Source organism: Paraburkholderia acidicola, assembly GCF_002362315.1.
Lineage (GTDB): Bacteria > Pseudomonadota > Gammaproteobacteria > Burkholderiales > Burkholderiaceae > Paraburkholderia > Paraburkholderia acidicola.
Genome location: NZ_MTZV01000002.1, coordinates 1,088,473 through 1,101,480, shown reverse-complemented (window position 1 = coordinate 1,101,480; position 13,008 = coordinate 1,088,473). Strand labels below are relative to the sequence as shown.

12 protein-coding genes are annotated in these 13,008 nt (G+C 62.2%); 3 read left to right on the top strand and 9 right to left on the bottom strand.

Annotated features, from left to right (window positions below; genetic code table 11):
* The first annotated feature begins 127 nt into the window (after positions 1–127).
* Positions 128–841: a FadR/GntR family transcriptional regulator gene (locus BWP39_RS07000; protein WP_096718635.1), complete on the top strand. Its 714-nt coding sequence runs from the start codon at positions 128–130 to the stop codon at positions 839–841.
* Positions 842–852: 11 nt separating this feature from the next.
* Here the strand turns inward: BWP39_RS07000 and BWP39_RS06995 are convergent, their stop codons facing one another.
* A complete protein-coding gene (locus BWP39_RS06995) occupies positions 853–2,238 on the bottom strand; it encodes a tetratricopeptide repeat protein (protein ID WP_157915128.1) in 1,386 nt (461 codons plus the stop codon).
* Positions 2,239–2,482: 244 nt separating this feature from the next.
* On the opposite strand from BWP39_RS06995, the gene serC reads away from it, so the two are divergent.
* Positions 2,483–3,604: a 3-phosphoserine/phosphohydroxythreonine transaminase gene (serC, locus tag BWP39_RS06990; RefSeq protein ID WP_096718633.1), complete on the top strand. Its 1,122-nt coding sequence runs from the start codon at positions 2,483–2,485 to the stop codon at positions 3,602–3,604.
* A gap of 67 nt (positions 3,605–3,671) precedes the next feature.
* On the opposite strand, the gene xylB is transcribed toward serC, so the two are convergent.
* From xylB to BWP39_RS06950, 8 genes are all read right to left on the bottom strand, one after another.
* Positions 3,672–5,138, bottom strand: a complete 1,467-nt coding sequence (gene xylB / locus BWP39_RS06985) for a xylulokinase (protein WP_096718104.1) — start codon at positions 5,136–5,138, stop codon at positions 3,672–3,674.
* A 49-nt stretch (positions 5,139–5,187) separates the two neighbouring features.
* Positions 5,188–6,066: an AraC family transcriptional regulator gene (locus BWP39_RS06980; protein WP_096718102.1), complete on the bottom strand. Its 879-nt coding sequence runs from the start codon at positions 6,064–6,066 to the stop codon at positions 5,188–5,190.
* Positions 6,067–6,128: 62 nt separating this feature from the next.
* Positions 6,129–7,307: an ABC transporter ATP-binding protein gene (locus BWP39_RS06975; protein WP_096718100.1), complete on the bottom strand. Its 1,179-nt coding sequence runs from the start codon at positions 7,305–7,307 to the stop codon at positions 6,129–6,131.
* Between the two features lie 2 nt (positions 7,308–7,309).
* Positions 7,310–8,344, bottom strand: coding sequence for an NAD(P)-dependent alcohol dehydrogenase (locus BWP39_RS06970; RefSeq protein WP_096718098.1), 1,035 nt, complete (start codon positions 8,342–8,344; stop codon positions 7,310–7,312).
* A gap of 10 nt (positions 8,345–8,354) precedes the next feature.
* On the bottom strand, positions 8,355–9,167 hold the full coding sequence (locus BWP39_RS06965; RefSeq protein ID WP_096718096.1) for a carbohydrate ABC transporter permease: 813 nt from the start codon (positions 9,165–9,167) through the stop codon (positions 8,355–8,357).
* Positions 9,155–10,033, bottom strand: coding sequence for a carbohydrate ABC transporter permease (locus tag BWP39_RS06960; protein ID WP_096718094.1), 879 nt, complete (start codon positions 10,031–10,033; stop codon positions 9,155–9,157). The genes BWP39_RS06965 and BWP39_RS06960 overlap by 13 nt, the downstream gene beginning before the upstream one ends.
* Before the next feature lie 57 nt (positions 10,034–10,090).
* A complete protein-coding gene (locus BWP39_RS06955; protein ID WP_096718631.1) occupies positions 10,091–11,365 on the bottom strand; it encodes an ABC transporter substrate-binding protein in 1,275 nt (424 codons plus the stop codon).
* Positions 11,366–11,563: 198 nt separating this feature from the next.
* A complete protein-coding gene (locus BWP39_RS06950) occupies positions 11,564–12,016 on the bottom strand; it encodes a zinc-finger-containing protein (RefSeq protein ID WP_096718092.1) in 453 nt (150 codons plus the stop codon).
* A 293-nt stretch (positions 12,017–12,309) separates the two neighbouring features.
* Here BWP39_RS06950 and BWP39_RS06945 point away from each other — a divergent pair, with 293 nt between their 5' ends.
* Entirely contained in the window at positions 12,310–12,969 is a 660-nt protein-coding gene (locus tag BWP39_RS06945; RefSeq protein WP_096718090.1) for a glutathione S-transferase family protein, read from the top strand.
* The last annotated feature ends 39 nt before the right edge of the window (positions 12,970–13,008 follow it).

Below are 13,008 nucleotides of genomic sequence, written 5' to 3'. Positions count from 1 at the left end.
GTCTCCTTGTCGCGCAGCTGCAATGTTGGGCGTGGGGCGCGAATGCGGGTGCCGTTCGGGCGGGCTCGCGAACCCCTGAGGAGTGAAATACTACACAAAATCGACGTTTAATACTATTAATAGTACTATTTGGGACGCAGCACATTTAACAGGGAGAAAAGCCATTCAGCACGACCTGCACGGCCGCGTTGCGTATGAGCTTGCGACCGCCATCCTGCGCGGCGACTACGCGCCCGAATCGATCCTGCCGCGCGAAGCGGAATTGATGGATGCGTTCGGCGTGAGCCGCACCGTGTTGCGCGAGGCGCTGCGTACTTTGACGTCGAAGGGGCTGATCGAGTCGCGACCGCGCGTCGGTACGCGGGTGCGGCCGCGCACCGCGTGGAACCTGCTCGATGCGGATCTGCTCGACTGGTACTCGCGGGTAGCACCGGCAATGGCGTTCGCGCTCAAGCTGCAGGAAATGCGCGAAATGATCGAGCCGTATGCGGCATCGCTGGCCGCGGCATCGCACGACGACGAAACGTTTGCCGAACTCGATGCCGCGCATACCGCGATGGTCGAAGCCCGCAACGTCGATGAATGGGTGCGCGCCGACTTGCAGTTTCACCTGAGCGTGCTGGCCGCGTGTAGCAATGAGTTGCTGGTGCCGCTCGGCACGCTGATCGAACGTACGCTCGAAGCGCAGCTTCGCCTGAACGCGAAACGCGCGGGTGTGTTCAATGCATCGCTGGCCGAACACACGGCGGTGTTCGATGCGATTCGCGACCGGGATGCGTCGCTTGCGCGTCAGGCGATGGCGGCGCTGCTGGGGGTGACGCGCGAGCGGATCGAAGGGTGAGGAGCCCGGTGCTACAAGGTACTTAGCGCCTCGTGCGCAGTTCGATCGAGCAATGAATGGAATTGCTGCCTGATCCGGCTGACCGCTTCGGTCTTGTACGGAAAGCGGTCGTTCTCGCCATGCACCAGCATCGTCGCGTTGACCTCGAACACGACGACCTCGCCCGCAGGCGTCAACGCGCAGTCGATGCCGAAGTAATCGAGGCCGATGGTATTCCGGATCGCGCGCAACGCCGCTTGCTGGGGCGCGGCGAAGACACGCCACGGATCGTCGAGGAACGCCCGTTCTTCGTCCTGCATCCATTGAATGCCCGCCATCGATGTCGTCACGTGATGGATCTTCCACTTGTCATCGATCGCGAGGTGATACGGAAGAATTTCGTCTCCCACGAAGATAAACCGGTACTTGCGGAAATACCCGTCTTCGGACCGGTAGTCGACGAACGGCGTGACGTAGTAATCCGACTCGCCAATGCAGTTCACAAACTCATTGAGCTGATTGCGATCGTCGACCTTCTCGAAGTCTTCGCCACCATGCGTACCGGCGCGTCGAACGAGTAGCGGAAACTGTAGTTCCGCCGTTTCGTTTTTGTTCAGCATGTGCAGCAGATCGACGTTCGAAAACGTGCATGTGTGCGGAACGACACAGCCGGGTGTTCCCGCGAGACGCATCGAAATCGACGCCCGGTCCGTACCGACAATCCCTCGCGGGTGATTGAACACCGGCCTGCCGATACGTTCCGCGAGCGCTTCCACGGTATTCAGAATGGCGCGACTCTGGTCGACATCGGAAACGAGATTGACGACCACGTCTGCATGGCAACGCAGCAGATCGATGTCGTACTCGACGCCGTCGAGCACGGTGAGGATGCTGCTTTCGAAACGCGCGCGACTAACGAAATAGTCGGGCGGTGTGTTGCCCGCGCCCGGCGCGAACATCCACAAGACGCGGAATTCCGGCGGCGAGACTGCGGCAGGCATAGTCCACAACGGCTTCACTTCGACCGCATCGCGATAGGTTGCCGCGGCCTGGTCTGTGAATCCTGACGCCTGCTCCAGATTGGCGATGCTGTGCAAGACCTGCCCGTTGCCGGGTTCAAGTTCAAGGGCATGCCGGTAGTACATGATCGCAGCGCCTTTTCTATCCGCAAACGAATGTGCGAGTGCGAGCCTTCGATACACCTCGGCATCGGCGAGCCCCTCATCGGCAAGCGGCTCGAGCACGGCGACCGCTTCATCGTAGCGACCGCTCAGTATCATCACCCGCGCGAGTTCGAGGCACGCTATCTGATGCTGTGGTTCGATGGCGAGTATCTGCAGCAACAGCGGTTCCACGAGATCGAGCTGTCCCGCCTGGGAGTGCCTGGCCGCTTGCAACACGAGAGCGTCGATGGACATGAGTGAGCCGATCCGGAAGTCGAAGGGAATAACCACAGGGTATCGACGGCAGATACTGCGCACTGGCAAGAATGCGAAAGAGCGTCCCGAATCCCGCTCGCCTACGCCATTTGCCTGCCTTCGCGTGTGACAACCGTTCTTCGCATCGCGCGCTGTGCCAGGCGCCGTTTGATTCATGCTTCGTTATCGGTATTGCGGTAGTGCGGCAGCGAACGGCAGCGCCAATCTCTCAGGCGAGGAGCATATGAACCTTCAGTACAACTTCTCCGGCGGACCGGGCGCGCTTCCTCTGCCCGTCCTGATGCAGGCGCAGCAGGCCATCCAGGAGGTGCCGGAAGTCGGTCTTTCGGTGCTTGGAATCAGCCACCGTTCCGACTGGTTTCGCGATGTCATGGACGAAGCCGAAGCGAACATCCGCCACCTGCTGAAGGTTCCGCAGAACTATCACGTGCTCTTTCTGCAAGGCGGCAGCACGTTGCAGTTCGCGATGCTGGCGATGAATTTCGGCGGTATGGGCGAGGATCCGCCTTCGTATGTTTCGTCGGGATACTGGAGCCGCAAAAGCGTGTCGGATTCCGGGGTGGGGTCGAGCATGCGCATCGTGTGGGATGGTGAAGCGAACGGTTTCCACCGGATGCCGAAGGTTGCGGAACTCGATATCGATCCGCGATCTAGCTACCTGCATTACGTGTCGAACGAAACGGTGGAGGGGTTGCAGGTCACCGACGGTCTATACGCCGGCGATGTCCCGGTGTTCTGCGATATGTCCTCCGACTTCATGTCGCGGCCCATCGACGTCTCGCGCTACGCGATGATCTATGCACACGCGCAAAAGAACCTCGGCCCAGCCGGCGTCACGATCGCGATTCTGCGTGACGATCTGGTCGAGCGGGCGAAAACCGGCCTCGCGAGCATCCTCGATTACCGGACCCACATCGCTGCACGGTCGATCTACAACACGCCGCCTGTTTTCTCCATTTATATCGTCCTGCTGGTGACGCGGTGGATGCGCGAAACGTTCGGCGATCTCGACAACCTCGATGCAGTGAACCGGCGCAAGGCGAATCTGCTGTATGACGTGCTCGACGCAGAACCCGGGTTCTACAGCGCGCATGCCGAGCGTGAATCGCGTTCGGTGATGAATGTCGCTTTTAGATGCCAGACGCCTGAACTGACCGCGCAGTTTCTGCTAGAGGCACGTGATGCGGGTCTGCACGGACTGGAAGGACATCGTTCGATTGGCGGGGTACGTGCGTCGCTGTACAACGCGTTGACCGAGCACGAGGCCAGCGTGCTGGCGTCGTTCATGAAGATTTTTAGTAGGCGTCACGCCGAAGCACACGAATTTTCTCTGGCCGACGCATAACAGCTGACGCAATCGAGCTGTTATGCCCCGGCCGAGCATGGTCTGAACGCGGCGGGCACCCCACCCGCTATCCAGCCGCAGCAAACTCCGGCTTCAGCGCCACATACAACCTGCGATAACGCGCAAGACGTTGCGCAAGCAACGGCTCGCTCGCCCGATCCGGCTCGCACGATTCGATGACCGACGGCGCCGTGCAAACCTCGGCAACCGTGTCCTGCGTGACCGCAAGCCGCGCGAGCCGGGCCGCGCCGAGCGCCGCACCGATATCGCTACTCGCATGCCGCCGCATGGTCACACCCATCGCGGTCGCACAAAGCTGCGCCCAGAAGCGGCTACGCGAGCCACCACCGATAAACGAAGCCTGTTCGAGCGTCGTGCCCGCGCCCTGCAGCGCGGCATAGCCATCGGCCATGGCGAACGCGACGCCTTCCATCACGCTGTATGCAAGATCGGCGGTCGTATGCGCCGCCGTGAGTCCCCAGAACATGCCGCGTGCGTTGGCGTCGTTGTGCGGTGTGCGCTCGCCGCTCAGATACGGCAAGAAGATTGGCGCGCTGGCCGGATCGACCTGCGCGGCCAGCTCAGGCAGCGTCGAGACGGCGGTATGCGCGACCTGCGAGAGCCAGCCGAGGCTCGCGGCCGCCGACAGGATCACGCTCATCTGATGCCAGCGCTCGGGAAGGGAATGGCAGAACGCATGCACGCCCTGTTCCGGATTCGGCGCAAAGCGGTCGGTACCGGAGAACAGCACGCCCGACGTGCCAAGCGATAAAAACGCGCCGCCTGCGCCCACGACGCCCATGCCGATTGCACTGGCCGCGTTATCGCCCGCGCCACCGCACAGCGTGACCGGACCTTCGATACCCCATTCCCGGCGCAACCCGTCGCGCAATTGCGCAGCCGGCGCGCTGCCTTCGACGAGTTGCGGCATCTGCTCGCGCGACAGACCGGTGGCGCTCAGCATCCGGTCCGACCAGTCGCGCTTCGCGACGTCGAGCCACAGCGTGCCCGATGCATCCGACATGTCCGACGTGAATTCGCCAGTCAGCCGCCACGCGACGTAGTCCTTCGGCAGCAGCACTTTATGTATGGCGCGAAACACCGATGCTTCGTATTTCGCGAGCCACAACAGCTTCGGCGCAGTGAAACCAGGCATCGCGAGATTGCCGGTGATGGTCCGGGATTCGGGCACCAGTGCTTCGAGTTCGACGCATTCGGCGAATGCCCGCGTGTCGTTCCAGAGGATCGCGGGACGCAGCACCTGGCCACTGCGATCCAGCAGTGTCGCGCCGTGCATCTGACCCGACAGGCCGATGCCGCGCAGTGCCGCGAAGCCGCTGGGGTGCGCCGCGCGAATCGCGGCGATCGCATCGAGCGTTGCGTGCCACCACGTCTGCGGGCTCTGTTCGGACCAGTGCGGATGCGGATGGTCGACGATGAGCGGAGCATTGGCCGTTGCCAGCGGCGCGGAGCCGTCGTCGGTCAGGACGGCTTTAACCTCGGAAGTACCGAGGTCGATTCCAAGAAAGGTCATGGAGAGGCGTCGAAATAATAGTAAGAAATGGGCCCGGCGCGGTTGCGCATCAGGCGGCGATCATGTGTTCGTTGAGTTGATGCAGTGCGCGGAACTGCGACGGCGGCATCCCTTTCATCGCGCGAAACTGCCGGTTGAAGTTCGACAGGTTGTTGAAGCCGACCCGGTAGCAGATATCGGTCACGCTGAGCGTCGAACACATCAGCAGTTCGCACGCTTCGTTCAGACGCAGCCGGTTCAGGTACTGGACGAACGTCGAACCCGTATGGCGGCGGAAAAAGCGCGTAAACGTGCTGACGCTCATACCGACCAGATCCGCGACATCGGTTTCGCGCAACGTGCCCGGCAAGTTCTGCTGGATGTAGGAGAGTACCTGATTGATCGTCGACGACATGTAACGTTGTGCATCGATGTGATACGCAGGCCCGGCGAGTACACGTCGCTCGGCGCAGGATGACAGCCGGTCGAACAGCGACATCAGCAGCTCGACGCGGTGGCAGCCGTGCGCGTCGGCGAGTTCCATCATCAGTGGAACGAGCGCGAGGCCGACGTGATCGGGAAACTGCAGGCCGCGCGAAGCGTCGTCGATCATGCCGACCACCGGCTGTAGTTCCGTGAAGGCCGCGACCATCTGCTGCACGGCTTCGCGCGAAAACTGCAGTACGATATCGCGCGACGGCACGCATTCGCCGGGACCGATCTCGCTGATCCAGTTGTGCGGCAGGTTCGGTCCGGTGATGACGAGGTTGCCCGGCGCGAACTGTCCGATGTGGTCGCCGACGAAGAATTTGCCGCTCGAAGCGGTGATCACGTGAATTTCGTACTCAGGGTGGAAGTGCCACTTGGCGACGTCGTGCGGATAGCCGTGCACCCATGCGCGAAAGGTTTCGTCGCGTCGCGTATGTACGACTTCGAGATCGGGATTCATTGCGTGGCTCCTCCACTGCGCTTCTACGGCCGCCCGCGCCCTGCTTGCACCTCGCTTGCAACTCAGGTGGCGGGCTGTGCCCGCTGCGGTGTCGCGGCCGTGCCGGGTGTATGCGCCATCGTGTGTTGCATGTCGCCCGGCGGCGCCGGCAGCGTGACATTGCGCCCGGTTTGCTCGTCGAAAACATGCAGTTCGTTGTCTTCGAAGTGGAACGTTACCATGTCGCCGAGCGTTGGCACCGCATTCGCAGGAACCAGCGCGGCCAGCCGTTCGCCCGCGAAATCGAAGCTGACGAGCGCTTCGGCGCCGAGCAACTCGACCAGTTCGATCCGGCCGTCGATCCGCAGCGGCCACGGCGCATGGCCCTCGGCGATCTTCAGATAGTTCGGCCGGATCGCCAGCTTAACCGCCTGCCCCTCCTGCAAACCGGCGAATCGCGGTGCCGCGAGCGGCCAGCTCCGGTCATGACAGCGCGCCTGTGGCACGCCGTTTTCGATGCTGACGGTGGCGTCGATAAAATTCATCGCCGGCGTGCCGATGAATCCTGCCGCGAAGACCGTATGCGGATAGTGATACAGATCGGACGGCGTACCGGCCTGTTCGATATGGCCGCCGCGCATCAAGATCACGCGGTCGGCGAGCGTCATCGCTTCGAGCTGGTCGTGCGTGACATAGACCGTCGTCGTCTTGAGCCGCTGATGCAACCGCTTGATGTCGCCGCGAAGCTGCGCACGCAGTTTCGCATCGAGATTCGACAGCGGTTCGTCGAACAGGAACACCGCGGGAGTCTTGATCATCGCGCGTGCGATGGCCGCGCGCTGCTGCTGTCCGCCGGACATTGCGCGCGGTTTGCGTTCGAGCATCGCATCGAGGCTCAGGACCGCTGCGACCTCGCGCACACGCCGGTCGATCTCGGGCGAGGGCACTTTCAACCGGCGCAGGCCGAACGCAATGTTGTCGTACACCGTCATGTGCGGATAGAGCGCGTAGTTCTGGAACACCATCGCGACGTTGCGCTCGCGTGCGGGCAGTGCGTTGACAACCGCGTCGCCGATCGACAGCTCGCCGCCGGTGATGTCTTCGAGGCCTGCGATCATCCGCAGCATCGTCGACTTGCCGCAGCCCGATGGGCCGAGCAGCACGACGAACTCGCCGTCGCGAATCTGCAGGTCGAGCGGGTGCAACACCGGCGGGCCGCCGTCGTAGCGCTTCGTGAGTCCCTTGCAAACGATCTGTGCCATGGTCAGTCCATTTCGATCTGGATCTTGACGTCGTGCGGATGACCCGCCGCCGCCTCTTCGAATGCGCGCAGGCCGTCGGCGAACGCGAACTTGCGCGAAATGAACGGCTTCACGTCGATCATCCCCGAGCTGATCAAGGCGAGCGCGCGCGGAAAAATGTTGGCGTAGCGGAACACCGATTCGATGCGCGCTTCCTTCGCCTGCAGCGCAACGACGTCGAGCGGGACCGGGTCGACCGGCATGCCGACCAGTACCGCGCAGCCACCGGGACACAGCAGATCGATCAGGCTGTCGTAGACCTTTGCGTTACCGCTCGCTTCGAAGACTACGTCCGCACCCCAGTCGCCGGTCGCGGCGCGCACTGCGTCGAGCAGCGAGTGCGCGCGCACGTCGACGGTCGTGACCGCGGCGTGGTTCGCAAACAGCGCGAGCTTTTCCTTGATCACGTCGGCGAGAATTACGCGCGATGCACCGCCGGCCAGTGCCGCCAGCGCAGTCATCGCGCCGATCGTGCCCGCGCCGATCACCACGGCCACATCGCCCGGTTTCATCGCGGCTTTTTTCGCGGCCTGCAAACCGATCGACAGCGGCTCGACGATTGCGCCTTCGGCAAACGACACGTTGTCCGGCAGCCTGAACGTGAACGCTGCCGGATGCACGACGTACGGCGTGAGGCAACCGTGGACGGGCGGCGTTGCCCAGAAGCGCACAGCGGGATCGAGGTTGTAGAGACCGCGCATCGTAGCCGGTGAATCGAATTGCGGAACACCGGGCTCCATGCACACACGGTCGCCGACGCGCAGATGCGTGACCTCGCGCCCGGTTTCAACCACCGTGCCGGAAGCCTCATGCCCGAGCACCATCGGGCTGTCCACCTTGAATGGGCCGATGCGTCCATGCGTGTAGTAATGCACATCGCTACCGCACACACCGACCGTATGAATCTTGATCTTCACGTCGCGCGGACCGACCTCGAGCGGAATGTCGATGTCGCGCAGCGCCAGTTTGCGTGCCTGTTCGAGTACCAGAGCTTTCACACCCTTCTCCTTACTTGCCTTTGAGCATCGAGTTCAACAGCCGGCTCAGAATGCCGACGAAAATCAGTGGGGGAAGCGCAAGCAGCACCGTCGACGCATTGATCACGCCCCACGGCACTTCCTGTCCAAGCGACGTGAACGCGGAGGCGACGACGGGCAGCGTCGCGCTTCGGGAAGAGGTGAGGGCGAGCGCGATCATCAGTTCGTTCCAGACCAGCACGAAGCTGAAGACGATGCCGCCCATCAGCGTGTTCGAGCAGATCGGCAGCGCGATGCGCCAGAACACTGCGTACGGACCGTAGCCGTCGAGCGTCGCCGCCTCCTCGACTTCGCGCGGCAGGCGCTGGAACACCGGAATCGATAGCCACGTGATGGTCGAGAGCGTGACGAGCAGATACGTGATGATCATCGACAGCTTCGTGTCGTACAGACCGAGATCGACCCAGATCGCGATCAGCGGAATGGCGACCGCGACGGGTGGCAGGAAACGCAGCGACAGCAGGAAAAACTGGATGTCGCGCTTGCCCGGCACGTTAAAGCGGGCGATTACATAAGCAGCCGGCACACCGAGCAGCGCGCCGATCAGCACCGAGCTACCGACGATCGCAATGCTATTGCCGAGCCCGATCAGAACCTCTGGACTCGACAGCACCTGGCGGTAGTTGTCGAGTGTCGGGGTGAAGAAAAAGCGCGGCGTCGGCGTGACGATATCGAGCAGATTCTTTAGCGAGTTGAGCAGCGCCCAGAAAATTGGAAACACCGCAACGATTGCAATCGCGCCGCCAACCACCACCGTGACGCTGCGCGAAATCAGTCTTCCCATTTGTTCACCCGCTTCCAGATCAGCGTAAAGATGGCTGTGGTGGCGATCATCATCAGCACGGCCATGCTCGACGCGTACGAGACCTTGCCGGACAGGCCGATGCCCTGCGAGTACGCATACATGTCGAGCGTTTCGGTGGCGATGCCGGGGCCGCCTTTGGTCATCACGTAGATCAGGTCGAACGAGCGCAGCGATTCGACCATCTTGATGAACACGAGGCTCATGATCGGCACCTTGAGCATCGGCAGCGCGATGTAGGCGTACACCTGCCACGTCGATGCGTAGTCGAGGCGCGCGGCTTCGAGCGGTTCGGGCGGCAGCGTTTCGAGCAGCTTCAGGACGACCACTGCGAAGAACAGACCCCACTGCCAGATATCGACCAGCGCGATCGCATACAGCGCGGCGTGCGGGTTCGACAGGAATGCGGTGTTCTCGATGCCGAGTGCCCCGAGCAGCCAGCTCAGGACGCCCGTCAGCGGCGAATACATGAACTTCCAGATGAACGCCGCGGACACGCGCGGCAGCAGCACCGGCATGATCAGCAGCAACGCGATGACGTTGCGCATGCGGCCGTGAATCCGTTCGAACAGATAGATGGCGAGCAGCACACCGACCGCGACCGCGCCGAGCACGGTGACGATTTCCCAGACTGCCGATACCTGGATCGCATTCAGAAAGCGGCGATCCGACATCAGCCGCGCGAAGTTGCGCAGCCACACGTATTCGCTGTCGGGATAGCGCAGTACGCGGTTTTTCAGCGCGAGGTTGATGGCTGCGACGGTCGGGATCAGGCCGAGCAGCGCCATGATGGCGAGCGGCGGCCCGAGAAACACCCAGGGCAGACTCGTTTTACCGCGATTGAACATCGATGTCTCCAGCAGCGCCGCGCGAGCGGCCTGCGATTGCTTGCAAGATCACGCGTGCTACTTCTTCGCGCCGTGTTCCACCGCATCCTTCGCGTACTGCACCGCGTCGGTCAGCGTGCTTTGCACGTCGGGTTGTGTGCCCGTGAAGATCTCTTCGAGCGCAATACCTAGGTTGTCGCCGATATCGGGCCACTGCGGGCTCGCCCAGATCGTCACTTTGGTGACCGGGTTCGTGTCGTTCAGGCCGCTCAGAATTTGCGGCTTCACATGTTTCTGGAAGTAATCGCTCTGAATCGTGCTCGTGCGGTTGTAGTCGCTGAAGACGTTGTCGCGCAGACGGGCCTGTTCCTGCTCCTTGCTGGTCGCCCACGCGATGAACTTGCCCGCGGCCTGGCGCGTGCATTCGTCCTTCGCCCCGACCGACGAAATCGCGAGACCGTGACCGTATGCGGCGGACGGCAACGGCGCCGGCGGCCGCACATAACCGACCTTGTCGGCGACGCTCGATTTGGTCGGGTCTTCCATCCAGTCCGCGAACGGCGTCGACTCGATCATGAAGGCGACCTTGCCTGAGCGGAACGCTTCGAGCGCATTGCTCCAGTCGTAAGTTGCGGCGCCCGGCGGCGCGTACTTGAACAGCTCGCTATAGAGCTGCGTGGCCTTGACCGCAGCCGGCGAATCGAACGCCGGTTGCTGGTTCTTGTCGGTCCACGTGCCGCCTTCGGCGAGCATGAACGGCGCCCAGCGCCAGACGTTCATGCCCGAGCCGCGCTGGCCGCGTGCGACCCAGCCGTACATGTTCGGTGGCGCGTTCAGTTTCTTGATATCGGCGACGAGTTCGTCGAGTGTCTTCGGCACCGGCAGATGCGCTTTTTCGAGCAGATCGCGCCGATAGAACAGGAAATCGCCGCCGCCGATCAGCGGCGCGAAATAGGCCACGCCCTTGTAGTTTGCGACCGCGCGGCGGCCCGGCAGGAAGTCGTTGTAGTCCGAGTCCTTCGGGTAGTACTTGAGCAGCGGCACAACCCAGCCCGCCGATGCAAATTCGGCGAGATTCGCTTCGTCGACGTAGTAGATCTGATACGAACCGGCACCCGTCGATGCATCGAGCCGCGACTTCGCGCGCCGGTCGTTTTCGCCGAAGTAATTGATTTCGACCTTCGTGCCGCTGCGTTTCTCATAGTCCGGCAGCGATTTTTCCATCACCGACAGGCCCAGACTTTTCTGCGCCAGCACTCTGAGCACCGGCACGTTGCAGGTTTGCGCGAGCGCCGCGGCGGGTACGGTCGCGCCGATCACCGCACAGGCCGCCAAAGATCGAATCGTGTTCACAGTTGTCTCCTGATTTGTTTTTCGCTGTCCGGCCAATGCGGGTTGGATCGCATCGGTCGACTGCACTGTAGTGCTCAGGAAACGCTGTTCACCACTTCAAAAGAATCTTCGCAGTGGTACTTTTTGCGCAGCTTGGCGCTGCGTTGCACAAATTGTGTCGGTGGATTTTGAAGCCGGATGCAGGCTGCGCCGGCCGGCTTACGACGCGCCGCTATCGCTGCGGCGGCTTTGCTCGAAGCGCTCGATGATCTCGATCGCGGCCCTGCATTGATCGGCGTCGAGCTGATGGATGGTGCACTGGTCTTCGTCGATCTTCATTTCGCCGGCGAGCCATCGATAGCCCTTGGCGCGCGCTTCGAAGACATTGCTGCCGTCACGGCGCACCTTGGCCTTCACCATCGGTTCGAGCGCGGCATGCAGCCGCGCCTTCCAGTCGCGCAGCTCGGCGTTGGCGAGGCGGCCGAGCGGCACGCGCCGCGTGCTGCGCGGGAAGATGCCGATCCATGCCTCGCACGGCGTGCAGATCCATAACGGACCGTGATCGTCGCGGTAGGGATAGCCGTCTTCACCGGAGCTGACGAAGCGGGCTTTTGCGCCGCAGTAGTCGCAGACGGGTTGTGGCAGCGAGGGGACGGGGCGGCCGACGCGCATGGTGGCTGGGGTAGGAAGGTGGTGAGGTAAGGGGGCAATATAGCAAAACCGGGGGTGGGGGCCGGCGCCCTTCATATCGCTCATGTCGTTCGACGCGGCGTAGCGTGGCACTGAGAAATTATCTTTCGGTTAGCTTTCCGTTCGCCATTCTGTGCGTGCGACTCTGCAAGGCAGGCCGACGTTGCCACGCGACGATTGCTAAAAGAACTAAAAAAATTCCTGTGGCGCTGTCGATTCCTGTCCACGCCGTTCGTCGTCGGGTAAACACGACTTTTCCACCGAAGGTGACGACGATGGCCTTGAAACTCTACGCACACCCGTTTTCCTCGTATTCCCAGAAGGTTTTGATCGCACTCTACGAAAACGGCACGCCGTTCGAATGGCGGCAGTTGTCGCACGAGAACCCCCAACTGCTGGAAGACTTCGCCGCGTTGTGGCCTATCAAGCGTTTTCCGCTCATCGTGGACGATGGCCGCGTCGTGACCGAGGCGACGACGATCATCGAGTACCTGGGTCTTTACCATCCGGGACCGGTGCCGCTATTGCCCGCCGATCCCCGTGCCGCACTCGAAGTGCGCAGCATGGATCGTTTCTTCGACAACTACATCTCGACGCCGCAGCAGAAAGTCGTGTTCGACTCCCTGAGACCGGAGACCGAGCGTGATCCTCGTGGCGTCGTCGACGCGCGCGCGATGCTCGACACGGCATATGTATGGCTCGACAAGCAGATGGCCGATCGCGAATGGGCAGCCGGCGAGCGCTTCAGCCTCGCCGATTGTGGCGCCGCACCGTTCCTGTTCTATGCCGACTGGACCCATCGCATCGACCCGTCGTTGCGCAACGTGATTGCTTACCGGCAGCGGTTGCTGGCGCGGCCGTCGGTGGTGCGTGCGGTCGATGAAGCGCGTCCGTACCGCCCGCTGTTTCCGCTCGGCGCACCCGATCGCGATTGATCCGGCATTCAGCTTTGCAACGAATTCATTCACTCACAG